Below are 23,770 nucleotides of genomic sequence, written 5' to 3'. Positions count from 1 at the left end.
TGTGACCGCCCGCGCACCGATGGCCGACCCGGGGCAGGCCCGGGCCGCCGCTCGCGCCATCGCGGCGGCGGCCCGGGGGGCGGGACCCCGGTCCCATGGCCACCGCCACGAGCGGTTCCCACCACGTGTACGTGGGCCCGGACACGGTGGTGAAGCTCATCGACGCGGCCTCCCACACGCGGCTGAACAGGGAGATCGCGCTCGCGCCCCACCTGCCCGCGGGCCTCACGGCCCCGCTGCTGGACAGCGGGACCCGCAGGACGGAGGCGGGGGACGTCCGCTACGCCTGCTACGCCCGCGTGCCGGGGACGGCTCCCGGCATGGGCATGCCCGGCGCGGACGCGGCGACCGCGCGCGCGTGGGCGGAGGAGGCGGTCGAGCGCCTCGGCCGGCTCCACGCCTGGGTTCCCACGGGCGGGGCCGCCCGGACGCTTCGGGAAACCCTCGACCACGGCGGATTCACCGGCCGGGCCGCGTTCCTCGCCGAGATCGAGCGCATCGCCGGACTCGACCGGACCGGAGGACACGACCGGACCGGAGGACACGACCGGACCGGAGGACTCGACCGGACCGGAGCCGTACCTCCCCACCTGCTCGACGGACTGCGCGCGATCGCGCACGCCGCACCCCTGCACGCCCGTACGGTCGTCCCGGTCCACGCGGACTGCCACTGGGACAACTGGCTCGCACACGGCCGGAGCGTGACGGCCCTGCTGGACTTCGAATGGGCCCGCTTCGGGGATCCGGCCGACGACTGGTTCTTCCTCATCCGGTTCAGCGGCCCGCACATGGAGATCGTCCTCGACGTCGTCGCCCGTACGACGGGGACCCCTCCGGACACCCTCCGGGCAGCCTGCGAGGTGCGCGAAGCGACCCACCTCGCAGCCGACCTCCGCGTCGCACTGCAGCGCCCCGACGTCCACGCGCGGATGGCCGCGGACCGGCTCCGCTCGCTGGAGGAGCTCATCGTCGGGCGCCACTGGTGGCGTCCGGCCCCACCCGTGCCCCCGGGTGCGGCAGGCGGCGCCCCCGCGGGCCTCGCGTAGGCTCGGGCGGGTCCGCCGTCCCGGTTCGCCACCACCCACCGGCCCCGGGACGGCTGCCGCGTACCCCACCGCACCGCGCCGACCCCAGGGACCTCCCGTGACCCCCGTGACCCCCGTGCCCTCCGAGAGCGCCGCCGCCGGCAGCTACCGCCAGCCCGGCGTCGTCCTCACCGACCACTACTTCGGCGTTCCGCTCGACCACGCCCGCCCCGACGGCGAGCGGATCGAGCTGTACGCCCGCGAACTGGTCGCCACCGGCAAGGACCCGGAATCCCTGCCCTGGCTGCTCTACCTGGAGGGCGGACCCGGCTTCGGCGCCCGCCGGTTCACCGGTCGGCAGGCGTGGCTGGAGCGGGCCCTCGAGGAGTACCGGGTGCTGCTGCTCGACCAGCGCGGGACCGGCCGCTCCACCCCGGTCAACCGGCAGACCCTGCCGCTGCGCGGCGGCCCCGCGGAGCAGGCCGAGTACCTCGCCCACTTCCGCGCCGACTCCATCGTCCGCGACGCCGAGACCATCCGCCCGCTCCTCACCGGCGGCGCGCCCTGGACGGTCCTCGGCCAGAGCTTCGGCGGCTTCTGCGTCACCCACTACCTGGGCGCCGCCCCCGAGGGACTCGCCGCCGCCCTCATCACCGGCGGGCTGCCCTCCCTCGACGCCACCGCCGCCGAGGTGTACGAAGCCGCGTACCCCCGCATCGAGCGCAAGAACCGGGCGCACTACGCCCGCTACCCCATGGACGTGGAGCGGGCCCGCCGCATCGCCGCCCACCTCGTCGAACGCCCGGCCGAACTCCCCGGCGGATACCTGCTGACGGCCGAGGCCTTCCAGTCCCTCGGCCTGCTCCTCGGCGGCTCGGACGGGAGCCACCAGCTGCACTACCTGCTGGAGGACGCCTTCGTCCCCACCCCGGCCGGACCCGCCCTGTCCGACGCCTTCCTGGAGGCCGTGCACGCCCAGCTCTCCTTCGCCGGGCACCCCCTCTACGCCCTGCTCCACGAGGCGATCTACGCCCAGGACCCGGGCGCGCCCATCGGCTGGGCCGCCGAGACGGTCCGCTCCGGGCACCCCCGGTTCGACGCCGCGAAGACCCTCGCGGGTGCGGAGCCGCTGTTCTTCACCGGCGAGACCATCCACCCCTGGCACTTCGACTGCGACCCGGCGCTCGCCCCGCTGCGCGAGACCGCCGGACTGCTGCTGGCCCGCACCGGCTGGACCCCGCTCTACGACCGGGCGCGGCTGGCCGTCAACGAGGTGCCGGTGGCCGCGGCCGTCTACCACGACGACATGTACGTGGACACCGCGCACTCCCTGGCCACGGCCCGGGCGATCCGCGGTCTGAAGACCTGGGTGACGGACGAGTTCGAGCACGACGGGGTCCGTGCGGGAGGCCCGCGGGTCCTGGACCGGCTGCTGGCGCTCGTACGCGACGAGGTCTGACCCCGTCCGAAGAGCCGTGGGCTACGGGACCGGGACGCCCGTGCGGAGGAAGTACAGGCCGATGAGGTGTCCGCCCTCGTTGAAGGTGACGCGGAACTCTCCGGTCCCCTTCTCCATGTGGAGGGGCACGTTCACCACGGACCCGTGGACGGACGTGACCTGCCGCGGGTCCCCGTGCGACCGGTAGGGCCCGAACTGCTCCTGGTAGTCCTTCCAGGCCAGTGCGAGCGCCTCCGGGGACGCCTGGTGGCGGAGCGTCACGTCGAAGCGGGCCGAGACGGCGGCGAAGTCGCCCCGTACGACCTCGTCGAGGGTGTCGAGTGCGAGCCGCTCGTCATCGGCCCGCCCCGGAAGGGCCGTGACGGCCGGGGCGGTGACCTCCGCGGGGTCGCGGACCTGGGCCGCGGCGGGCGGGGAGCCGTTCGTCAGGAGCAGGGCGCCGCAGGCCAGTACGGCCGCGGGCGCGAACCGGAACAGCGGGATCATGGCTTCCTCCTTCGGGGAACGCCATCCTTCATGCTAGAGCGCCGCTCAGGCGGTCGCACGCCGGCTGCGGGGCAGGGGTGCCGGGGCCGTCAACGGCCCGGTCCGGGCGGCTCCACGAAGGCCCGGGTCAGGTGCGCGGTGGCCAGGAGGGCGCCGCGGCGGACCGCCAGGCCCAGGAGTTCCTCCCGCGAGGCGCGGGCGGCGGCCCGGTCGCGTTCGTGGGAGTACGGGACCGCCGGATCGGCCAGCTGCACCGCGTGGACCAGTACGTCACCGGTGACCAGGACGTCCCGGCCCCCGGCGGCGTCCTCCACCAGTACCGACTGGTGGCCGGGCGTGTGCCCGGGTGTCGGCAGCAGGGTGATGCCGGGAGCGAGCCGGTGCTCCCCGGCCACCTCGTGGAGCTGCCCGGTGGCCCGCAGCGGGGCCACGGTCCAGTCCCACACGGGATCTGCCCGGTCCAGGGCCGCCACTTCCGCGCCCTGTACGAGGTACCGCGCGCCGGGGAAGAAGGGCCGGCCGTCCGCGTCCTGCGTCCAGCCGGTGTGGTCCTCGTGCAGGTGGGTCAGGACCACCGCCTCCACGTCGCCCGGGTCGATCCCGGCATCCCCGAGCGCGGCGGGCAGCCGCCCCGGTACCGGGGCCCAGCCGGCCGCCGGGCCCTGTGCCGGGCCGACCCCCGCGTCGATCAGCACCCAGCGGCCGCCCGGCCGGGACACGGCGAAGCACCGGAAGTCCAGCCGCCAGGAGCCGTCCGGACCGGCCGCGCCCGGATCCAGGAGCGCGGCCCGCCCCCAGGCGGCGGCGCCCGCCCCCGGGAACGCCGTGACCGCGGGCTCGAAGAACGACCCGGTGGCGTCGAGCAGGGCCACCACCTGCCCCTGTGTCTCCATTCGCCTATTGTGCGATGTATGAACGAACGACTGGACGGACCCGCCCCGTTGGAGCCCATGCCCACCGACTGGCAGCGTGCACTGGCCGTGGTGGCGCACCCGGACGACCTGGAGTACGGCTGCGCGGCGGCCATCGCGGACTGGACGGACGGCGGCCGCGAGGTCGTCTACCTGCTCGCCACGCGCGGCGAGGCCGGCATCGACACCATCGACCCCGTCGCCTGCGCCCCGCTGCGCGAGGCGGAGCAGCGTGCGAGCGCGGCCGTCGTCGGCGTGCCCACGGTGGAGTTCCTCGACCACCGTGACGGGGTCCTCGAGTACGGCCTGGACCTGCGCCGGGACATCGCGGCGGCCATCCGGCGCCACCGACCCGAGCTGGTGATCACGATGAACCACCGTGACACCTGGGGCGGGGCCGAGGGCGGCGGCTACTGGAACACGCCGGACCACAAGGCCGTCGGCCGGGCCACCCTGGATGCGGCGGGCGACGCCGGCAACCGCTGGATCTTCCCCGAACTCCTCACGGAACAGGGCCTGGAGCCGTGGAACGGGGTGCGCTGGGTCGCGGTGTCCGGCACCACGACGCCCACGCACGCGGCCGACGCGGGCCCCGGCCTGGAGCGTTCGGTGAAGTCCCTGATGGAGCACAAGGCGTACATCGCCGCGCTGACGGACGAGGACCCGGAGACGTACGTGCGCACCTTCCTGACGGGCAACGCCCAGCAGGCGGCGGCCCGTTTCGGCGGCCGCCCGGCAGTGGCCTTCGAGGTCTTCCCGCGTTAGGCGCGGGCCCCTATGGTGTCCGCGTGATCGACACCATCAGCACGGAGATCGCGGAGGGTGAGGAACGGATCCGTCTGGACGTCGCGGACGGGATCGCGGAGCTCACCCTCTGCCGGCCGGAGAAGCTCAACGGCTGGAGCTGGGAGTCCACGCGCCAGCTGGGCCTGCTCGCGGACCGGATCCGCTTCGATCCCGGCGTACGGGTGGTCCTGCTGCGGGCCGAGGGCCGGGCGTTCTGCGCGGGGATCGACGTGACGGCCCCGGGCGGCGCGATCACCGGCGGCTCGGCGGCCGAGCGCAACCGCAACTACTACGAGGGCATCCGCTGGGTCCACGAACGCTTCGCGGTCCTGGCCCGGCTTCCGCAGCCGGTGGTGGCGGCCGTACAGGGGTACTGCCTGGGCTTCGGCTTCGAGCTGGCCCTGATGGCGGACGTCCGGATCGCCGCGCAGGACGCCGTCTTCGCCCTGCCCGAGGCCCAGTTGGGGGTGGCGGTGGACGCGGGCGGCGACCTGCGCATCGCCCGCGAGGCCGGCGCCGGCTGGGCCAAGTTGCTGGCCCTGACCGGCCGCCGCATCGACGCCCGGACGGCGGAGCGCCTGAACCTCGTCCAGCAGGTGGTCCCCGCCGAGGAGTTGGAGGAGGTCGCCCGCTCGCTCGCGGCGGAGATCGCGGCCAACGCCCCGCTCGCCGTCCAGGGCATCAAGCGCGCGATCGACTCCTACGCGGACGCCGCCCTGCCCGCGGCCCTCGACCGCGTGGCGATGACGGCGGCCCTCACCCTCACCTCGGAGGACTCCCGAGAGGGCTACACCGCCAAGGCGCAGCGCCGTCCCCCGCACTTCACCGGAGGCTGAGCACCGGCCGGACGGAGAAGGCCTCCCAAGCGGACTCGCCCTCCGGGCCGTACACGAACTCGGCCATCGGCGGGTTCCGGTTCGCCGTGGCCAGGGTCAGCCAGGCCCACAGGTCCCCGTATCCGCCGCACACCGACTCCCCGCCGTCCCCGCCGTGGACGGCGCCGCGGTCGCCGCTCAGCTCGGCGGCGTAGGAGTCGTAGGCGATGCGCAGACCGAAGGCGTTGGGCTCGCACCGCGGAGCGAACGTGCCGCTGCCGTAGGAGGGTTCGCCGATCGGGCAGGTGTCGCCCCACCGGAAGAGGGTGCGCGCCCCGGCCCCGCAGGCGTGTTCCCACTCGTCGGCGCCGGGCATCCGCAGCCCGCGCCCCGCGAGCACCGCGGGCATGTCGGCCGGGGGTTCGCCGAGCGGCTCGCTCTCCACGGCCATGAACACCGTCGGGAGGGTGACGGTCCTGGGCGGGCTCAGCAACTCGGCGAGGTGGGACTTGAGGTCGGGGCCGTAGCCGTACTCCTCGGCCAGGCTCTGCTCGAAGTCGGCGGTCTGCTCCGGCGTCGGCTCCCAGGCGTCCAGGTCGAACCCGAGCCGGACGCTTCCCCCGGGTATCAGGGCGAACTCCTGCCCGTCCCGCTCGACGAACACGCGGTGGAGCGGGCCGCCGAGGTGCGCGGCGGCCTCGGGCGGGGCGGCATCGATCAGGCTCACGCGGGCACCCGCCAGGGCGGCGGCTTCCCGGGCGAACCGGTGGACGTCCGGCAGCGCGTACGAGCGCCACTGGTCAAGGGTCAGATCAGCGTGGGACATGCGGTCCATGGTGCCCCGTACCACTGACAAGCGGGGCACCGCCCGGGCACTGGCCGGACGCCGCTACTCCTCCAGGCGCAGGAGGGCCAGAGCGCGCGCCGAGACCGCCGGAAGGGGTTCCCGGCCGCCTTCGGAGGCCCAGTGTTCGAGGGCGACGGTCACCGCGTCGATGAGGACGGCCGCCAGGACGCGGGTCTCCAGGGAGGATTCCGGGCGCCCCGTGCGCACCGCGAGGACCGGCACCAGGCGGTCCTGCATCGCACGGGCGGCCGCGAGCCAGCGCAGGCGGATCTCCGGGACGCCGCCCATCACTTGGATCAGGCGGGCCGTCTGGCCGGGCCCCTCGTAGCGCGTGCCCGCCGTGGCCGTGGTGAAGGCGGCCTGGACCGCTTCGGTGAGGGGCTCCGACGCGGGGCGCAGGGCGAGTTCCTCGACCAGGGTGGAGACGCCGGCGGTCAGGACCGGGGTCAGCGCGTCCTCCTTCGTCGGGCAGTACCGGTAGAAGGTGCGCAGCGAGATGCCGGCCGCCCGCGCGACGTCGTCGACGGTGGTGGCCTCGAACCCCCGCTCGGAGAACAGGTCGGCGGCCGCCTCCGCGATCTCGTACCACGTGGCCTCCCTGCGCCGTGCGGTCAGGGACGGGCGGCCCGTGCTCACCGTGCTCACCGCGACACCTCCATGGGGTGGACGAGGGCTGTAGTCGGAGTCAATGTGTCACACGATCGCACCATGGCGCGTCACGCCGACATGGCGTAACGGGCCGCAGCGGCGCGTACGTCCGCACCGCGGGCACGTCAGGGGATGAACGGGCCCCGCCCCAACTGGCTGCGGACCGGTATCACTTCGGGGTTGACGAGTGAGCGGCGCTGCCAGTTCGCGCCGTCCACCACGAGGGTGTGGCCGGTGATGAAGCGGGCGTAGGGCGAGGCCAGGAAGGTGGCGGCCCAGCCCAGTTCGCGCGGTGCGCCGACCCGCAGGGCGGGCTGTCTGGCGTCCTTGTCGTCCGGGGCGGCCCGCTCCAGCCCGCTCCGGATGTCCTGCGTCATGTCCGTGTGCGGGAACAGCCCCGGGACCAGGCCGTTGATCTGGATCCCGTACGGTCCCCACTCGACGGCGAGGGTCTCGACGAGGTTCTTCACCCCCGCCTTGGCCGCGGCGCTGTGTGCGTAGCCGGGCCCGCCCGTCCAGGCGTACGAGGCGCCGATGTTCACGATGGACCCGGCGCTGCCCGCGGCGAGGTGGCGGCGGCCGAACTCCCGGGTCACGAACCAGGTGCCGGTCAGCGTGATGTCGACCACCGCCCGCCAGGCATTGGGGGACAAGTCCTCGGCCGGGCAGGGGAAGTTGGCGGCGGCGTTGTTGACGAGCACGTCCGGAACCCCGCCGAAGGCCGCCGCGGCCGCGTCGAAGACCTCGGCGACCCGCTCGGGGTCGCGGATGTCGCAGACGGCGGCCGTCACCCGGCCCGCCCCGGGGACGGCCGCCAGTTCTTCCTGGGCGGACTTCAGCTGCTCGATCCGGCGGCCTGCGATCACCAGATCCGCGCCGAGCCGCGCGAACTCGGTGGCGATGGCCTTGCCCAGCCCGGTCCCGCCGCCGGTCACGAGCACCGCCCGGCCGGTGAACGTACCGGGCGGCAGGGCGGCCGAACCGAGCGGCGGGGGCGCGGGCAGGCCGCGTGCGGGGGTCTCCATGCGCCCATCGATAGCGTGCGGGCGCCGAGATCACCATGGTCGTGCCGGAGGCAGTTGCTCCCCGCTACTTCTTCGGGGCGTACGCCTGCTTGCTCGCGCAGGTCCAGACCGTCGCGCTGTCCGTCAGGGTGAGGAGATCGCGGAACGAGCCGCCCACCCGGTCGTCGTCCGAGACGGTGCGGGCCTCTGTGGTGACGTCGGCGCCGGTGCCCGCCGGGTTCGGCAGGACGAGCGGGGCGCCCGTGCCCGGCCAGTACGCCGCCTGCACGTAGCGGGCGTAGCCCTCGACGAAGGTGATGGCGGAGCCCACCGTGACGTTGGTGGTCGGGCTGATGTCCTCGAAGGTCAGGTTCTCGTAGCCGGCGACCAGGGCGGGGCTGACGGGCGGAGCATCGTACGGCTTCTTCCAGACGGCCGGGGTCCGGCGCCGCAGCCCGTGGTAGTTCTCCGCCTCGTAGCCGACGACGCGGCCCTTGTCGTCGATGCCGCTCGCCCGGGTCCCCGTCGTCCAGTCCGTCTCGTTCCAGACGGGCAGGCTGTAGGGCGGGTAGCCGCCGCCGGCCGGCCAGACCACCGGGAAGGTCTTGCTGACGGTCTGGTCGTTCTCCACGTCGAGGTACTCCGTGTGGGCGGTTCCCAGCACGTCCCCGCGCTTGTTGATGCCGTCCAGCGACACGATCCGGGTGCTGGGGTGCGCGTCCTCGGGCACCGGCAGTTCGCGGACCACGGTGCCGTTCGCCCATTCCTTCGGGACACCGGCCTCCATGCCGACGATCCGGCCCGCGTCGTTGACGTCCGACACGCCGGTGCCGGTGCCGGTGCCGGTCAGCAGCCGCACCGCCGCGTCCCCGTGGCGGTAGGTGAAGACGGCGTCGGCCCGGTCCGAGGAGCGCTCCAGGGTGCCGGTCATCAGGCCCTTGGAGTTGACGGCCTCGATCCTGCCGTTCTGGAAGCCGGCCGGCATCGGGACGGCGTGGACCGTGCGGTCCGCGGTCCAGTAGGCCGGGAGGCCGCGGCTCTCACCGACGGCGAGGCCGTTCGCCCCGAAGCCGTTCACGGCCCCGGAGGTCCAGGGGCCTGACGGCAGGGCCGGCAGGCGGACGACGTCCGGTACGCACGAGCTCGCGCCGGTGGTCGGGACGGTGGCCGCGTGCGCGGCCGCCGGAGCGACCGCCGTGACGAGGCCCGCCAGGACGACGGCGGCCGTGGCCGCGGACATGCTTCTGCTCATGTGGTGCTTCCCCCAGGATGTGTGAAACGTCCCGCCTTGACGGCGGATCCCCCGCGCACGTCGGTCATGGCTGCTGGTGACGTGCGCGTGTCATATGTTGCCCGAAAGGAGGCGGGTTGTGATCGCATCGGCGCGTGTTTCTGCGGAGTGGTCGGTTCCCATGGGCTCCCACCCGTTCCCACCGGTGCAAGCGACCGCTTAGTATGCGCCCAAGGCGTGGTTCCCGTCGGCGGCTGGAGGCCCCGGATGCAGGCATGGCGAGTACACACCACCGGTGAGCCCCGCGAGGCCATGCGCCTCGAAGAGGTTCCCGAACCGGTGCCCGGCGAGGGCGAGGTGAGGCTCAAGGTGCTCGCCGCCAACGTCAACTTCCCCGACGCGCTGCTCGTGCGCGGCCAGTACCAGATCCGCCCGCCGCTCCCCTTCACCCCCGGCGTCGAGATCTGCGGCGAGACCGACGACGGCCGCCGCGTCATCGCCAACCCGACCCTGCCGCACGGCGGTTTCGCCGAGTACGTCACCGCCCCCGCGCGCGCCCTGCTCCCCGCCCCGGACACCCTCGACGACGCCGAGGCGGCAGCCCTGCACATCGGCTACCAGACGGGCTGGTTCGGCCTGCACCGCCGGGCCCGGATCCGGGCCGGCGAGACCCTCCTCGTGCACGCCGCCGCCGGAGGGGTCGGCAGCGCCGCCGTCCAGCTCGGCAAGGCCGCCGGAGCCACCGTCATCGGGGTCGTCGGCGGCAAGGCCAAGGTGCGTACCGCCGAGGAGCTCGGCTGCGATCTCGTCATCGACCGCACCAGCGAAGAACTGGTGGCCCGGGTCAAGGAGTTCACCGGCGGACGCGGAGCCGACGTGGTCTACGACCCGGTCGGCGGCGAGGCCTACACCGCCTCGGCCAAGTGCGTGGCCTTCGAGGGCCGGATCGTCGTGGTCGGCTTCGCGAGCGGAACCATCCCCGCGCCCGCGCTGAACCACGCCCTCGTCAAGAACTACGCGATCCTCGGCCTCCACTGGGGCCTGTACGCCGCCAAGGACCCGGCCGCGATCGCCGCCTGCCACGCCGAGCTCACCCGGCTCGCCGCCGACGGCTCCATCACACCGCTGGTCAGCGAGCGGGTGCCGCTCGCCGGAGCCGCGGACGCCGTGCAGCGCCTCGCCGACGGGACCACCACCGGCCGGCTGGTCGTCGTACCGGCCCTGGACGCCGCCCTGCTCGCCTCTCCCGCAGGGGGTTCCCGATGACGGCCGCCGCGCTCACCGCCGACCGGCTGCTCGCCCGCGTACGGGACCTGCTCGCCGCGCACCCGCCCGCCGGGACCGACCGCGCGGCGTTCCTGAGCGCCCGCTTCGACGCCGGACTCGCCTGGGTGCACTTCCCCGAAGGCCTCGGCGGCCTCGGTGCGCCCCGTTCCCTGCAGGCCGTCGTCGACGCCGAGCTGGAGGCGGCCGGAGCCCCCGACAACGACCCGCGCCGGATCGGCATCGGCCTCGGCATGGCCGCGCCCACGATCCTCGCGTACGGCACCGAGGAGCAGAAGCGGCGCTTCCTGCGCCCGCTGTGGCTCGGCGAGGAAGTCTGGTGCCAGCTCTTCAGCGAACCCGGAGCGGGCTCCGACCTGGCTGCCCTCGGCACCCGCGCGCAACGCGCCGACGACGGGAGCGGAGACTGGGTGGTGGACGGTCAGAAGGTGTGGACCTCCAGCGCCCACACCGCCCGCTGGGCCATCCTGATCGCCCGCACCGACCCGGCGCTGCCCAAGCACCAGGGCATCACCTACTTCCTGTGCGATATGACCGCGCCCGGCGTCGAGGTGCGTCCGCTGCGCCAGATCACCGGCGAGGCCGAGTTCAACGAGGTCTTCCTGACCGGCGTCCGGATCCCCGACGCCCACCGCCTCGGCGAGGTCGGCCAGGGCTGGGCGGTGGCCCGTACCACCCTGATGAACGAACGCGTCTCCATCGGCGGCATGCGCATCCCGCGCGAGGGCGGCATGATCGCCCCGGTCGCCGCCGCCTGGCGCGAGCGGCCGGAGCTGCGGACGCTCGACCTGCACCAGCGGCTGCTGGAGCTGTGGGTCGAAGCCGAGGTCGCCCGGCTGACCGGCGAGCGGCTGCGTCAGCAGCTCGCCCAGGGCCAGCCCGGGCCCGAGGGCTCGGGCATGAAGCTGACCTTCGCCCGCCTCAACCAGGAGATCAGCGGACTGGAGGTGGAACTCCTCGGCGAAGAAGGCCTGCTGTACGAGGACTGGACCCTCCGCCGCCCCGAGATCGTCGATTTCACCGGCCGCGACGCCGGCTACCGCTACCTGCGCGCCAAGGGCAACAGCATCGAGGGCGGCACCAGCGAAATCCTCCTCAACATCGTCGCCGAACGCGTCCTCGGCCTGCCCGCCGAGCCGCGCGACGACAAGGACCTCGCCTGGAAGGACCTGGCCCGATGAGCTCTCCCGCCGCGGCTCCGCTGGACCTGCTGTACTCCGAGACCGAGGAGGAACTCCGCACGGCGGTACGTTCCCTGCTCGCCGCCCGCTGCGACTCCGCGGCCGTCCTCGCCCGGATCGAGGGGGCCGAACCCCACGACCCCGAGCTGTGGCGGGTGCTCGCCGCCGGGATCGGCGCGGCGGGACTCCTCGTACCGGAGAAGCTGGGCGGGCAGGGGGCCGGCCACCGGGAGGCGGCCGTGGTCCTGGAGGAGCTCGGCCGCGCCGCGACGCCGGTCCCGTACCTGACGAGCTCGGTCCTGGCGACGGAGATCCTGCTCGGCTGCGAGAGCGCGGAGTCCGCGGACCTCCTGCGGGAGCTCGCGGCGGGCCGCCGCGTCTGCGTGCCCGCGCTGCCCCTGACCCTGGCCCCCGGCGCCCCCCTGCCGGCGCCGGTACGGGACTCCGGCGCGGGCTCGCTCACCGGGAGCGTCGGCTCCGTCGCCGACGCCGTCTGCGCGGACGTGCTGCTGGTCCTCGCCGACACCGGGCTGTACGCCGTGCCGGCCGACGCGGAGGGGGTCTCGCGGACCCCGCTCGTGGCGCTGGACCTGACCCGCCCGCTGGCCCGCGTCACCCTCGACGGAGCCGCCGGAACCCGGCTCGCCGACCCGGCCACGGCCCGTGCGGCCATCGCCGGGGCGCTGCTCTCGGGGGCCGGACTGCTCGCCTCGGAACAGCTCGGTATCGCCGAGTGGTGCCTGACGGAGACGGTGGCGTACCTGCGCACCCGCCACCAGTTCAACCGCCCCGTCGGCTCCTTCCAGGCCCTCAAGCACCGCCTCGCCCGGCTGTGGCTGGACGTGGCCTCCGCCCGCGCGGCGGCCCGTGCCGCGGCCGACGCCCTCGCGACCGGCGCCGCCGACGCGCCGCTCACGGTGGCGGTGGCCCAGGCCTACTGCTCGGGCGTGGCCGTCCGGGCCGCCGAGGAGTGCGTGCAGCTCCACGGGGGCATCGGCATGACCTGGGAGCACCCGGCGCACCTGTACCTCAAGCGCGCCAAGGCCGACTCCCTCGCCCTGGGCACGGCCGGCCACCACCGCGGCCTGGTCGCGGACTTCGCGGAGCTTCCGGCCCCGTAGGCAGGGTCCCGGGCGCGCGGGCCTTGGGCGCGCGGGCCGCGGGCGCCCGGGCCGTGGGCGGGCCGTCACCCCAGGAACGCCGCGACGGCCTCCGCGAACCGTCCGGCATCGTCGACCCAGGGGTAGTGGCCCGCCCCGGCCTGCACCGAGAGCGTGGCGTCGGGGAACAGCGCCGCGAGCTCGGCCGTCGACCGAGGGGGACTGTTCAGGTCGAACTCCCCGGTGAGCAGCAGGACGGGTGCCCCGAAGGACGCGAGCGCCGCCCTGGTGGTCTCCGGGGCGAAGGCGCCGTCGGCGCCGAAGCGGGCGACGGCCTCCCGGTTGACCGGCAGGCCGGCCGCGTGGTGCTCCCGTGCCGCGTCGTCCCAGCGGCCGCAGAAGAAGGGGGTGACGGCGTCCCAGTCGCTGCCCGTGCCCGTGGAGAGGGCCTGCAGGGCGGCGAACGCCGCCGGGAACCACGGCTCGTCCTTGCGCAGCCGCGCCAGTTCGAGCCGCGTCGCGCCGGCGATCTCGATCCCGACGGCCCGGGTGCCCGGGCCGATCAGGGCGAGCTTGCGGATGCTGCGGGGGTACCGGGCCGCGTACCCCATCGCGACGTTCGCCCCGGCGGAGTGGCCGAGCAGGTCCGTCCGGTCGAGCCCGAGGTGTTCGCGCAGCGCCTCCACGTCCTCGACGAGCCGGTCGCAGCGGTAGGAGGCGGGGTCCTCGGGCACCGCCGACCGGCCGGTGCCGCGGGGGTCGAGGAGGATCAGCCGGCGCCGGCGGGACAGGCCGCCGAGGTCTCCGAGGTAGCGGGAGTCCGTAGGGCCTCCGGGGATGCAGAGGAGCGGGTCGCCGTCGCCGGCCGTGCGGTAGGCGAGCAGGGTTCCATCGGGTGCGCGGAAGGTGGGCATGGACGCACCCTGCCATCCATAACAAGGTTGTACAACCTGGTTATGGATGGGTGCCTCCGGAGCGCGGTTCCGGTGTATAACCGAGCTATGACAGGTGAAGAGGGTGCGCGCCGGATCTCGGAACTGGCCCCCGAGCCGATCCCCGGGACACTGACGGAGGAGCAGGCCGGACGGATGCTGGCGGAGATGAACGAGGTCATCCGTGCGGGCGAGGAGATGCGCAAGCTGCGCACCGAGATGATCAGGGTGTTCACAAGTCTCGGCTGGACACAGGACAAGATCGCCCGGCTCACCGCCATGAGCCAGCCCGCCGTGTCGAAGCAGGTGGCGAAGTACAAGGCGGAGGAACCGCTCCCGCCGATCGGGCTCTCCCTCGACCAGGGCGACGCGCCGTGGCTCGAAGGGCGCCTGTGGGGCCTGGCCGAGGAGATCGCCGAGGCGTACCCGGACACCGCGCGCTGCGCCCGCCACGTCGATGCCGTCGCCCGCGGGAAGAAGCGCTTCACGCCCCGGGACGTGGACGAGCTGCGACGCCTCGTCGAGGAGGACCTGCGGCTGCACCGGGAGGAGCTGCCCGGCAGCTACCGGGAGGCCTACGACGCGATCAGCCGCGGCCTCGACGTCCCCTCGGGAGCCACCGCGGACGCCCCGGCGTCCGTGCGCCGCACCCTCGCCCAGCGGATCCAGCGCGACCGGCTCGCCGACGGCTCCTGACGGGACCGCTCTGGCCGAACGGCCGATGCGCGCACCCGGGCGGACGCGGCAACCTCTACGAGTCGCCCCGGATCCCGCCCTTCGAAGGAGGCGCCATGCTGCACGCCCTCTACCTCCTCGGCATAGCCGCCTTCGCCGCCTCCGGCGTCCTGGCCGCCCACCGCGCCAACATGGACCCCTTCGGCGGGCTCGTACTGGCCTTCGCGGCCAGCATCTCCGGCGGGACCCTGCGCGACCTGATCCTCGGCCGGCACCCGCTCTACTGGACCCACGACTGGGTGCTGCTCGTCCTCATCGGGACCGTCGCCGTCGCCACCATGCTCTACCTGCGCCGCCGCGAACTCCCGCACCGCGCGCTCATGGTCGTCGACGCCGTCGGCCTCGCCGTGGTCACCGTGATCGGCGCCCGCGCCGCCATCGACGCGCACGTCACCCCCGTCGCCGTGCTCATCCTGGCCGTCCTGACGGGCGTCACCGGCGAAGTCGTCCGCGACGTGCTCTGCGGCGAGTTCCCGCCGCTGCTGCTCCGCGAAGAGGTGTACGCGACCGCCGCCCTCGCCGGCGCGCTGTCCTACCTCGGCCTGCACTGGGCCGGTGTCCCGGACACCGGCAACATCGTCGTGTCGGCCGGCCTCGTCTTCGCCCTGCGCATGACCGCGATCTTCCGCGATCTGCACCTGCCCCGGCTCCAGCGCACCACCGCCTGATCCCTATCCTCGGTCGGATGGACCCCTCCCTCCCGGCCCGCCCGGCCCTCCAGTCCCTCACCCGGATCGACGACGCCGCCGCTCTGACCGCACACCGCGAGGAGCTCACCGCCCTGCTCCTCGCCGTCGTGCACGCCGGCTCCTCCATCGGCTTCCTCGCCGACCTCGACCACCCGGAGGCCACCGCCTGGTGGGACTCCCTGCGCCCCGCCGTCGAGGAGGGTTCGCTCGCCCTGTGGGTGTCCCGGGGGCCGGACGGCCGCATCGACGGCACCGTCAGCTGGAGCCGGGAGACCAAGCCCAACGGCCGTCACCGTGCCGAGGTCCGCAAGCTCATGGTCCACCCCGGGGCCCGCGGCCGCGGCACCGGCCGCGCGCTGCTCGCCGAAGCCGAGGCCGCCGCTGCCCGCGCCGGGGTGCTGCTGCTGTTCCTCGACACCGAGAGCGGCAGTCCGGCCGAGCGGATGTACCGCGCCGCCGGATGGACCGAGGCCGGCTCCATCCCCGACTACGCCACCGACCCGGCCGGCCGCCTCGTGGCGACCACCCTCTACTACAAACACACCGAACAGGAGTAGGTGCTCCCGGTGACCTCGCCCGCCGCGCCGCGTTAGACCCGTAGCCACCGGCCACCGAGCGAGGGAGACCGTATGTACGCAGCAACCGCCGCACCACTCACCCGCCGCGCGGTCCTCCGTACGGCCTTCACCGCGGCGGTGTTCGCCGGCACCGCCGCGGCGCTGGCCCCCGTACTGCGGGCCCGCCGCCCCCGGCAGACGCTCACACCGGCCCCGCTGATCCCGGCGGGCGAGGAGACGTACCGCGGGCGGCACATCGCCGTCGACCCGGCGGGCACCTCCGTCCGCATCGACGGCCGTGCCCTGCACGTCATGCGCCGCTCCGACGGCACGTACCTGAGCGGGATCAACCACTTCCAGTCCTACGCGACCCCGCTGGAGCTGGCCCGCGCGGCCGTGGACGAACTGGGCACCACACAATTGGCGTTCGCCGCCGCGCACCACGGGGGACAGGAGTAGCAGGGCGTGTACACCCGGCAGAACCAGAAGAACCTGACCAGTGCGCAGAAGAAGCGCTTCACCGCAGCCGTCATCGAGCTCAAGCGCAACGGCACCTACGACGCGTTCGTCCGCACCCACGACAAGTACTTCGTCCCCGACCGGGACCGCAAGCTGCGTGTCGGGCACATGTCGCCGTCCTTCTTCCCCTGGCACCGGCGCTACCTGCTGGAGTTCGAACGGCAACTCCAGACCGTCGACCCGGGCGTCACCATCCCGTACTGGGACTGGACCACCGACAACAGCCCGGCCTCCTCCCTGTGGGCCGAGGACTTCCTCGGCGGCACCGGCCGCGCGAGCGACCGCCAGGTGATGACCGGCCCGTTCGCCTACGAGAAGGGCAACTGGACGGTCACGGTGGGCATCACGGAGGCCGCCTTCCTCACCCGCAACCTGGGCCGGCCGCAGAACCCGATCAGCCTGCCGACCCCGGCCGAGCTCCAATGGGCGATCGACGACCCGCTGTACGACAGCTCCCCCTGGGACTCGACGGCCGGGCGCGGCGGCTTCCGCAACAAGCTGGAGGGCTGGGCCGCGCCGAAGAGCGAGAAGTGGCGCAACCACAACAAGGTGCACCAGTGGATCGGCGGCCACATGACCGGCGGCACGGCCCCCAACGACCCCGCCTTCTGGCTGCACCACGCCTTCGTGGACCTGCTCTGGGACCGCTGGCAGCAGCAGCACCCGGCCTCCGGCTACCTGCCGGCCGCCCCGCTCGAACTCGGCGACCTCCAGCGCGGCCGGGTGATCGCCCTCGACGAGGCCATGCCGCCGTGGGACGTCACCCCGCGCGAGATGCTCGGCCACCAGGGGATCTACCGCTACGAGTGAGCCCCGGCGGGCGGGCCGCGGCCGGGCTCGGCCCGCCCACCGGGACACAGTGCAGGACACCGGGACACGAAGAAGGGCCCCCGCCGTCGGCGGGGGCCCTTCTCGTCACCGGGCGATTCAGCCGCCGTAGCCCTCGGTGTGGTGGTCGCCGCCGCCGGAGGCGTTGATGCAGGTGTTGCCGAACGCCGGGTTCAGCAGGCCGACCAGGTTGGCGGTGTTGCCGCAGACGTTGACCGGGACGTGCACCGGAACCTGGAGCAGGTTGCCCGACAGGACACCGGGGGAGCCGGCCGTCGCACCGTGCGCTCCGGCATCGGCAGCCGCCATGCCCGCACCGGCGGCCAGGGCGCTACCGGCGGCAGCGGTGATGACGAATGCCTTCGCGATACGCGACATCAAGATCTCCTAGAAAGGAATGGGGGTGCCCCAGGGAACAGAACCTGCGGCGTTTGACATGGCGTACAACGCGGCGGGCGCCCAAGGGTCACGGCCGCTGGGCCGCCGGTGATCTCCGACGGCCGAGCGGAGCCGGCCACCCGCCCCGGACGGCCTACGATCCGGCCGAGAAGCGTGCGGAGGAGAAGTACGGGCGCACCGGTGTGACCGCACCCGGCGCCAGCACCGCCACCGGCGTGCCCACACAGCCCGGCTCCCGGTACAGGGCCACCGAGCGGCCGGTCTTGTTCGTCACCGCCCGCCCGCCGCCGCCCAGGGCTTCCACGCAGCCCTTGGGGGAGTCGATGCCGTGCGGGCGGTCGTCCGTGCCGAGGTACTGGAAGGCGGGCCCGACGGCCGTCGGGGTGCCGAGGGCGGCGGTCGGGCCGTCGGCCGCGTACGCGCTGCCGCCGGCGGCGGCCGCTCCGGCCGTGGCCGCGAGCAGCAGGACGGGGACCGAACCGGCCCGGACGAGGCTCCGAATGGAGTGGGGGAGAGACAGGGATCGCATGCCCCGCCCAACCCGGCGCGCCGGGGGCGGGGTCACGCCTTGTCACCCCGCGCATGCCTGTGCGACCGTGCGGCGGCGCCGTGCGGAACACTGCATTCAGCGGCCCGGGGCATCCGGGGCCGTGGATCCCGATCGCAGGAGGACGTGTGATGGCCGCAGCGGCGAGCGAGACCCCGGACCGGGACCGTCCCCGGGTCCGGACCGCCTTCGGCGTGGTCGAGGGCAGGAACGGGCCGGGCGGCATCGCAGTCTTCCGGGGCATCCCCTACGCCGCCCCGCCCGTCGGAGCCCGCCGGTTCGCCGCGCCCGAGCCGCCCGAGGCCTGGGACGGCGTGCGCGACGCGGGGGCGTACGGCCCCACCGCCCCCAAGGTGCCCTACCCCGAGACGTTCGCCGCGCTGCTGCCGGACCCCGAGGTCCCCGGCGACGACTGCCTGAACCTCAACGTGTGGACCCCGGACCCGGCTCCGCAGGCCGCCCTGCCCGTCATGGTGTGGATCCACGGCGGCGCCCTCACCCGTGGCTCCTCGGCCGTCCCCGTCTACGACGGCTCCGCCTTCGCCCGCGACGGCGTGGTGCTCGTCTCCGTCAACTACCGCCTCGGCGTCCTCGGTTACGGCCTCTTCCCCGACGCCCCGGCCAACCGCGGGCTGCTCGACCAGATCGCCGCCCTGGCCTGGGTGCGGGACAACATCGCGGCCTTCGGCGGCGACCCCGGCCGCGTCACCGTCTTCGGCGAGTCCGCCGGAGCCATCAGCATCGGCGCCCTGCTCGCGGCACCCCGCGCCGCGGGCCTCTTCCGGCAGGCCGTCCTGCAGAGCGGCGCCCCCGAGGCGCTGCCGCGGGACCGGGTGCGCACCATGGTCCGGCGGATGGCGGCGCTGCTCAAGGTCCCCGCCACCGCCGAAGCCTTCGCCGGGGCCGCCCTGCCCGATCTGCTCGCCGCCCAGGCGGCCGTACTGCGCCGCTCCTCCCCGCTGCTCGGCGGCCCCGCCTTCGGCCTGGTCGCGGACCCCGGGACGCTGCCGCCCGATCCGCTCACAGCGGCGGCCGCGCGGGGCGACGTACCGCTGCTGCTGGGCTGGACCGCCGAGGAGTACCGGCTCTGGCTGGCCCCGACCGGGACGATGCGGCTGCTGGACCGGCTGGGGCCGCTGTCCGTGGCCCTGGGCCGGATCCGCTCCGGCAAGGACCGGGCCGCCGTACGGGCCCTGCGCGCCGAGCGGCCCGGCGCGGGACCGGCCGACCTCCTCGGACACCTGCTCACCGACCGGCTGCTGCGCGATCCGCTGCGCGCGCTGGCGGGCGCGGCCGGGCGGAGCGCGCCGAGCTTCGTGTACGAGTTCGCATGGCCTTCCGGGATCCCGGGCCTCGGGTCCTGCCACGCCCTGGAGCTGGGCTTCGTCTTCGACACCCTCGACGCACCCGAGGCCTCCTGGCTGGCCGGGCCGGACACCCCGCGGGAACTGGCCCGGGAGATGCACGCGGCCTGGGTGCGCTTCGCCGTCGACGGGGACCCGGGCTGGGCGCCCTGGAACGGCGACGGCCCCCCGAAGGTGTTCGGCGGGCCGGGGCACGGGGGAGCGGAGGATGCGGAGCCGGCGCGCGTGGGCGCGGTGGCTACTCGACGGGTCCTTCCATGACCTTGCTGATGAACTGGATCGGTCCCTCGCCCATGTTGGGCACGTAGGTCTTGGCGTTGTGCTTGCCGCCCTGGATGACCTTCAGTTCGGTGTGGATCGGACCCTTGCCGTAGGTGGCGATGAACTTCTGCACGTTCGGCAGGGTGTTCTTGTTGCTCTCGTTGGTGCCGACCTGGAAGGCCAGGTAGACGTCCGGGCTGCCCTTCTTGTCGATCAGCGCCTTGGCGAGCAGCTCGGGGTTGTTCTCCGCCTTCTCCTTGTCGTGGCCGGCCCACAGGGAGGAGTCGGGGACGATGTCGGGTCCGGAGCAGATCGCGGCCTTGAACTTGTCCGGGTGCTTCAGTACGGCCTTCAGGCTGGCGAAGCCGCCGGTGGAGGAGCCCATGTAGGCCCAGCCGTCACGGGACTTGACCGTGCGGAAGTTCTCCCGCATCAGGTCCGGGACGTCCTCGGTCAGCCAGGTGCCCATCTTGGGCTGGCCGGGTATGTCGGAGCCGTCCCAGTAGACGCCCTTGTCGTCCGGGCCCGGGTTCAGCACCGGCATGGCCAGGATGAAGGGCTTGCTCTTGCCCTCCGCGTACCACTTGCCGATGCTGGTCTGGAGGCCCAGGTCGGTGCCCATCCAGTAGTTGTTGGGGTATCCGGCGCCGCCGGGCAGCGCGATCATCACCGGGAAGCCGCTCTTGGCGAACTTCGGGTCGTTGTACTCCTTGGGCGCCCACACCCAGACCTTGCCCTTGAACCCGGACTTCTTGCCGGTGATCGTGGTGACGGCGACGTGGGTGCCGTCGGGCAGGGTCATCGAGTTCTTGAAGTCGGCCGCCGGGCCGGTGGGCATCGCCATCTTCGAGTTCGGCGGCGGGGTGACCGCCTTCCCGCCGGTGTCGCCCCCGGCGGAACCGGACGGCGGCAGCTGCCCGAAGGAGACGGAGTCGCCCTTGTCGGTGAAGGGCGGTATCTCGTAGTGGTTCATCACGAGCGAGGCGACGCCCGCGAGCGCGAGGACGGAGGCGCCCGCGATCACCCACCGCCGGACCCGGGACGGCCGGCGCGGCTCCTCGGACCGGTACGGCTCCGCGGGTCGGTACGGCTGCTGACGTCCGTCGGGTGCGTGCGACATGTGCGGTGGCTCTCCGGCTGGTGCTGCCCCGTGGGGGCGGGGTTGGACTGCTTTCGTTCGAAAGATGAGCGTACGTGCTCACGGGTTCCCGATTTTTACGTCTCTTGGCGTTCCGCAGGGGAGCGCGTTGCCCGGCGCGAAACGGCTCCGCGGAGTTCCCGATCTGTTCGCTTGGTAGCCCTGGCCACCGCACATGCCGCTCGGTACGGTACCTCCGCGCCGCCCCCAGCCCCCCTGCCCGGAGGTCACTTCCGTGTTCGGCATGCCCCTTTTACGCTCCCGCCGCAAGACCGCCCTCGCCGCCGCCCTGGGCCTCACCGCCGCCGGCACCGCGCTGTGGGCGGGCATCGGTGCCGCCCAGCCCGCGCACGCGGCCGGGCTGCCCGCACCCGACCACACAGTCGTCGTGGTCTTCGAGAACCACGCCTACAGCCAGGTCATCGGAAGTTCCAGCGCCCCGTACATCAACTCCCTGAAGGCCGGGGGAGCCGTCCTCACCCAGTCGTACGGCATCACGCACCCGAGCCAGCCCAACTACATGCAGCTCTTCTCGGGATCGAACCAGGGCGTGACCGGCGACAGCTGCTACACGCCCGGCTTCAGCTCCGCGCCCAACCTGGCCTCCGAGCTGATCGCCGCGGGCAAGACCTGGGGCAGCTACAACGAGGGGCTGCCCAGCCAGGGCTCCACGACCTGCTCCAGCGGCAAGTACGCGCGCAAGCACAACCCCTGGTTCGCGTTCTCCAACGTGCCCACCTCCACGGCGAAGACCATGGCCCAGTTCCCCACGGACTTCACCACCCTGCCCCGCGTGTCCTTCGTCGTTCCGGACCTCTGCAACGACATGCACGACTGCTCCGTCGGCACCGGCGACACCTGGCTCAAGAACAAGATCAAGGCCTACGCGGACTGGGCCAAGACCCACAACAGCCTGCTCGTGGTCACCTTCGACGAGGACAACCGGCTGGCCGGGAACAAGATCCCGACCGTGTTCTACGGCCAGTCCGTGACCCCCGGCTCCAGCACCTCCACCACCTACAACCACTACGACGTGCTGCGCACCCTGGAGGGGCTGTCCGGCCTGACCGCCCACGCCGGGAACGCGGCCACCGCCAAGGACATCACGGGGATCTGGACGTCCTGACCGCGCCCCGACCGTCGCGCCTCCCCCCCCCGTAACCTCCGAAAGGGCCGCCACCCATGCCCCTCCAGCGCCGGATCCTGATCCTCGTCTCCGCCGTCGTGCTGCTCGCCGCCGTAGGCGCGCTCGCCGTCGTACGGGCCTCCTCGCGCGCCGAGGAGAAGAACCGGGTCCAGGCCGGCGGGCCGTCCGTCACCCCCGGCGAGGTCTCCCTCGCCGGGGGTGACGGCGGTCGGCGGATCGTCTTCCGGAACATGGCCTGGGGGCCGCACCGCGACGAGCTCGCCACGGCGGCGGCCGGCGCGCCCGAGGGTCCGCGCACCGCCTCCGGGGTCAGCTGCCTGCGCTTCCACGCGGCCGCCGGCACGGGGGTCTGCCTCCAGGCCGACAAGGCCGGGGTGCAGGACGGCTACAAGGCGGTGGTCCTCGACGCCCGGCTGAAGGAGGTCGCCTCCCGGCCGCTGGCCGGCATCCCGACCCGGGCCAGGGTCTCGCCCGGCGGTCACCTGGTCGCCTGGACGGTCTTCGTGGGCGGAGACTCGTACGCCGGTACGAACTTCTCGACCCGGACCTCCCTGCTGGACCTGCGCAGCGGGACGTACGACGCCTCACTGGAGGACTTCACCATCCAGAAGGACGGCAAGACCTACCGCAACGCGGACGTCAACTTCTGGGGGGTCACCTTCGCCGCCGACGAACGGACCTTCTACGCGACGCTCGCCACCGGCGGTCAGACCCACCTGGTCCGCGGCGACATCGCGGCACGCACGGTGACCACGCTGCGGGAGAACGTGGAATGCCCGTCCCTGTCGCCCGACGGGACCCGGCTGGTGTTCAAGAAGCGGGTGCCGGGCCTGTCGGCGGACGCGCCGTGGCGGCTGTACGTCCTGGACCTCGGCACGATGGCCGAGGCTCCGCTCGCCGAGGAGCGCAGCGTCGACGACCAGGTGGTGTGGACCGACGACAAGACCGTCGTCTACTCGCTGCCCGGGGACTTCGGCGCCGACCTGTACTCCCTGCCGGCCGACGGCGGCGGGGCCCCGGCCCGGCTGATGACCTCGGCCCTCGCCCCCGCCTTCCTCGGCTGACACCGGGAAGAGGGGGCGGGGCAGGGGGCAGGCTTCAGGCGGGGGCAGGGCCTGGATCGGGCCCTGCCGGGCCTCGGAGCAGGACCGTTACGCCGGGATGAGCGTCTTGCGGCGCCGCTTGCGCTGCGCCGCGGCCGACAGCCGCAGCTCGATGACCGACCGCACGGCCGGCCACTCCTCGTCGAGGATCGAGTAGAAGGCCGTACTGCGCACGGCGCCGTCCAGGCCCCGCGAATGGGCCCGGCGGACCCCCTCGCTGGTGAACCCGAGCCGTTCCATCGCGGCGCGCGAGCGTCCGTTGCGGGCGTCGGCGCGCAGCGAGATCCGCCGCACGCCCCAGGTCTCGAAGGCATGGCGGAGCATGAGCAGCTTCGCCTCGGTGTTGATGCCGGTGCCCTGGGCCGCCGGGGACAGCCAGGTATTGCCGATCTCGGCGGCATCGGGGATCGCCGTAGCCGGATCGCCGAACGGGACCCCCGGCACGGCGGGCCACACCAGCGGCCCCTGCCAGTAATCGAGTTCCAGGAACCGGGTCGAACCGACCACCCGACCGTCGGTGGCTCTGACCACCGCGAACGGGAGCGATCGACCCGCCGCCTGATCGGCGAGGGCACGGTCGATGTACTCGTGTGACGCCTGCAACCCGTGAGGTACGGGAGTGAAGGCGTAAGTCGTACGATCCTCGGCCCCGGCCAGGGCCAAGGCCTCGGTGTGGTGGGGGGCGAGGGGCTCAAGCCGCACGGAGCGGCCGGCGAGGAGTACGGGTACGGGCACGGAGCCTTCGGTCCTTCTGGGCGGTGGGGTGGTTGCACA

The 23,770-nt window shown here is 73.6% G+C and carries 26 protein-coding genes; 15 read left to right on the top strand and 11 right to left on the bottom strand.

The features are described 5' to 3' along the window. Positions 1–95 precede the first annotated feature (95 nt). Both ACZ60J_RS08540 and ACZ60J_RS08535 read left to right on the top strand, forming a co-directional pair. Complete coding sequence (locus tag ACZ60J_RS08540; RefSeq protein ID WP_469679823.1) at positions 96–1,046, top strand: phosphotransferase; 951 nt, start codon at positions 96–98, stop codon at positions 1,044–1,046. A gap of 97 nt (positions 1,047–1,143) precedes the next feature. Then, positions 1,144–2,484, top strand: coding sequence for an alpha/beta fold hydrolase (locus ACZ60J_RS08535; protein WP_469679821.1), 1,341 nt, complete (start codon positions 1,144–1,146; stop codon positions 2,482–2,484). 21 nt (positions 2,485–2,505) lie between these two features. On the opposite strand, the gene ACZ60J_RS08530 is transcribed toward ACZ60J_RS08535, so the two are convergent. Continuing rightward, entirely contained in the window at positions 2,506–2,970 is a 465-nt protein-coding gene (locus ACZ60J_RS08530; protein ID WP_469679819.1) for a DUF3887 domain-containing protein, read from the bottom strand. An 89-nt stretch (positions 2,971–3,059) separates the two neighbouring features. Further along, positions 3,060–3,863: an MBL fold metallo-hydrolase gene (locus ACZ60J_RS08525; protein ID WP_469679818.1), complete on the bottom strand. Its 804-nt coding sequence runs from the start codon at positions 3,861–3,863 to the stop codon at positions 3,060–3,062. An 18-nt stretch (positions 3,864–3,881) separates the two neighbouring features. Here ACZ60J_RS08525 and ACZ60J_RS08520 point away from each other — a divergent pair, with 18 nt between their 5' ends. Both ACZ60J_RS08520 and ACZ60J_RS08515 read left to right on the top strand, forming a co-directional pair. Then, the gene (locus ACZ60J_RS08520) at positions 3,882–4,646 is read left to right on the top strand and encodes a PIG-L deacetylase family protein (RefSeq protein ID WP_469679816.1); all 765 of its coding nucleotides are present in this window, start codon (positions 3,882–3,884) and stop codon (positions 4,644–4,646) included. A gap of 23 nt (positions 4,647–4,669) precedes the next feature. After that, positions 4,670–5,503 (top strand): enoyl-CoA hydratase/isomerase family protein, encoded by an 834-nt coding sequence (locus ACZ60J_RS08515; protein WP_469679815.1) that lies wholly within the window; start codon positions 4,670–4,672, stop codon positions 5,501–5,503. Here ACZ60J_RS08515 and ACZ60J_RS08510 read toward each other — a convergent pair. The 4 genes from ACZ60J_RS08510 to ACZ60J_RS08495 all read right to left on the bottom strand — a co-directional run bounded on the left by ACZ60J_RS08510 (position 5,490) and on the right by ACZ60J_RS08495 (position 9,233). Beyond that, positions 5,490–6,308 (bottom strand): hypothetical protein, encoded by an 819-nt coding sequence (locus tag ACZ60J_RS08510; RefSeq protein ID WP_469679813.1) that lies wholly within the window; start codon positions 6,306–6,308, stop codon positions 5,490–5,492. The two genes, ACZ60J_RS08515 and ACZ60J_RS08510, sit on opposite strands and share 14 nt — an antisense overlap. Before the next feature lie 63 nt (positions 6,309–6,371). Continuing rightward, entirely contained in the window at positions 6,372–6,974 is a 603-nt protein-coding gene (locus ACZ60J_RS08505) for a TetR family transcriptional regulator (RefSeq protein ID WP_382966565.1), read from the bottom strand. Between the two features lie 128 nt (positions 6,975–7,102). Beyond that, the gene (locus ACZ60J_RS08500) at positions 7,103–8,002 is read right to left on the bottom strand and encodes an SDR family oxidoreductase (RefSeq protein WP_469679812.1); all 900 of its coding nucleotides are present in this window, start codon (positions 8,000–8,002) and stop codon (positions 7,103–7,105) included. A 64-nt stretch (positions 8,003–8,066) separates the two neighbouring features. Beyond that, a complete protein-coding gene (locus tag ACZ60J_RS08495; RefSeq protein WP_469679810.1) occupies positions 8,067–9,233 on the bottom strand; it encodes a hypothetical protein in 1,167 nt (388 codons plus the stop codon). Positions 9,234–9,479: 246 nt separating this feature from the next. Here ACZ60J_RS08495 and ACZ60J_RS08490 point away from each other — a divergent pair, with 246 nt between their 5' ends. From ACZ60J_RS08490 to ACZ60J_RS08480, 3 genes are read left to right on the top strand one after another with little or no spacing between them, the layout of a single operon-like run. Beyond that, a complete protein-coding gene (locus ACZ60J_RS08490) occupies positions 9,480–10,478 on the top strand; it encodes an NADPH:quinone oxidoreductase family protein (protein ID WP_469679809.1) in 999 nt (332 codons plus the stop codon). Further along, positions 10,475–11,677 carry an acyl-CoA dehydrogenase family protein gene (locus ACZ60J_RS08485; protein WP_469679807.1) on the top strand — a complete coding sequence of 401 codons (1,203 nt, stop codon included), beginning with the start codon at positions 10,475–10,477 and terminating at the stop codon, positions 11,675–11,677. Before ACZ60J_RS08490 ends, ACZ60J_RS08485 begins: the two co-directional genes overlap by 4 nt. After that, the gene (locus ACZ60J_RS08480) at positions 11,674–12,798 is read left to right on the top strand and encodes an acyl-CoA dehydrogenase family protein (RefSeq protein ID WP_469679806.1); all 1,125 of its coding nucleotides are present in this window, start codon (positions 11,674–11,676) and stop codon (positions 12,796–12,798) included. The genes ACZ60J_RS08485 and ACZ60J_RS08480 overlap by 4 nt, the downstream gene beginning before the upstream one ends. A gap of 65 nt (positions 12,799–12,863) precedes the next feature. Here the strand turns inward: ACZ60J_RS08480 and ACZ60J_RS08475 are convergent, their stop codons facing one another. Then, complete coding sequence (locus ACZ60J_RS08475; RefSeq protein ID WP_469679804.1) at positions 12,864–13,691, bottom strand: alpha/beta fold hydrolase; 828 nt, start codon at positions 13,689–13,691, stop codon at positions 12,864–12,866. Positions 13,692–13,778: 87 nt separating this feature from the next. Here ACZ60J_RS08475 and ACZ60J_RS08470 point away from each other — a divergent pair, with 87 nt between their 5' ends. The 5 genes from ACZ60J_RS08470 (at position 13,779) to ACZ60J_RS08450 (ending at position 17,019) form a co-directional block, all read left to right on the top strand. After that, positions 13,779–14,405 (top strand): sigma-70 family RNA polymerase sigma factor, encoded by a 627-nt coding sequence (locus tag ACZ60J_RS08470; RefSeq protein WP_469679802.1) that lies wholly within the window; start codon positions 13,779–13,781, stop codon positions 14,403–14,405. A gap of 95 nt (positions 14,406–14,500) precedes the next feature. Continuing rightward, positions 14,501–15,112: a trimeric intracellular cation channel family protein gene (locus tag ACZ60J_RS08465; RefSeq protein ID WP_469679800.1), complete on the top strand. Its 612-nt coding sequence runs from the start codon at positions 14,501–14,503 to the stop codon at positions 15,110–15,112. A 17-nt stretch (positions 15,113–15,129) separates the two neighbouring features. After that, the gene (locus ACZ60J_RS08460; protein WP_469679798.1) at positions 15,130–15,690 is read left to right on the top strand and encodes a GNAT family N-acetyltransferase; all 561 of its coding nucleotides are present in this window, start codon (positions 15,130–15,132) and stop codon (positions 15,688–15,690) included. A 72-nt stretch (positions 15,691–15,762) separates the two neighbouring features. Next, positions 15,763–16,149, top strand: coding sequence for a tyrosinase family oxidase copper chaperone (locus ACZ60J_RS08455; RefSeq protein ID WP_469679796.1), 387 nt, complete (start codon positions 15,763–15,765; stop codon positions 16,147–16,149). 6 nt (positions 16,150–16,155) lie between these two features. Continuing rightward, positions 16,156–17,019, top strand: coding sequence for a tyrosinase family protein (locus ACZ60J_RS08450; protein WP_469679795.1), 864 nt, complete (start codon positions 16,156–16,158; stop codon positions 17,017–17,019). Positions 17,020–17,136: 117 nt separating this feature from the next. Here the strand turns inward: ACZ60J_RS08450 and ACZ60J_RS08445 are convergent, their stop codons facing one another. Both ACZ60J_RS08445 and ACZ60J_RS08440 read right to left on the bottom strand, forming a co-directional pair. Further along, the gene (locus tag ACZ60J_RS08445; RefSeq protein ID WP_469679793.1) at positions 17,137–17,415 is read right to left on the bottom strand and encodes a chaplin; all 279 of its coding nucleotides are present in this window, start codon (positions 17,413–17,415) and stop codon (positions 17,137–17,139) included. A gap of 154 nt (positions 17,416–17,569) precedes the next feature. Continuing rightward, entirely contained in the window at positions 17,570–17,965 is a 396-nt protein-coding gene (locus tag ACZ60J_RS08440) for a hypothetical protein (protein WP_469679791.1), read from the bottom strand. Positions 17,966–18,114: 149 nt separating this feature from the next. Here ACZ60J_RS08440 and ACZ60J_RS08435 point away from each other — a divergent pair, with 149 nt between their 5' ends. After that, positions 18,115–19,608, top strand: coding sequence for a carboxylesterase/lipase family protein (locus ACZ60J_RS08435; RefSeq protein ID WP_469679789.1), 1,494 nt, complete (start codon positions 18,115–18,117; stop codon positions 19,606–19,608). Here ACZ60J_RS08435 and ACZ60J_RS08430 read toward each other — a convergent pair. Then, positions 19,586–20,728: an alpha/beta hydrolase gene (locus ACZ60J_RS08430; RefSeq protein WP_469679787.1), complete on the bottom strand. Its 1,143-nt coding sequence runs from the start codon at positions 20,726–20,728 to the stop codon at positions 19,586–19,588. The genes ACZ60J_RS08435 and ACZ60J_RS08430 overlap by 23 nt on opposite strands. 262 nt (positions 20,729–20,990) lie before the next feature. On the opposite strand from ACZ60J_RS08430, the gene ACZ60J_RS08425 reads away from it, so the two are divergent. Both ACZ60J_RS08425 and ACZ60J_RS08420 read left to right on the top strand, forming a co-directional pair. After that, positions 20,991–21,872 (top strand): alkaline phosphatase family protein, encoded by an 882-nt coding sequence (locus ACZ60J_RS08425; RefSeq protein WP_469679785.1) that lies wholly within the window; start codon positions 20,991–20,993, stop codon positions 21,870–21,872. 56 nt (positions 21,873–21,928) lie between these two features. Further along, a complete protein-coding gene (locus ACZ60J_RS08420) occupies positions 21,929–22,957 on the top strand; it encodes a TolB family protein (RefSeq protein ID WP_469679783.1) in 1,029 nt (342 codons plus the stop codon). 87 nt (positions 22,958–23,044) lie between these two features. On the opposite strand, the gene ACZ60J_RS08415 is transcribed toward ACZ60J_RS08420, so the two are convergent. Next, complete coding sequence (locus ACZ60J_RS08415) at positions 23,045–23,731, bottom strand: GNAT family N-acetyltransferase (protein ID WP_254380534.1); 687 nt, start codon at positions 23,729–23,731, stop codon at positions 23,045–23,047. Positions 23,732–23,770: the final 39 nt, after the last annotated feature.

It is taken from the genome of Streptomyces sp. NPDC104226 (assembly GCF_055584085.1).
Note: the sequence above shows the minus strand (reverse complement) of the source record. Positions and strands in the feature narration are given on the sequence as shown.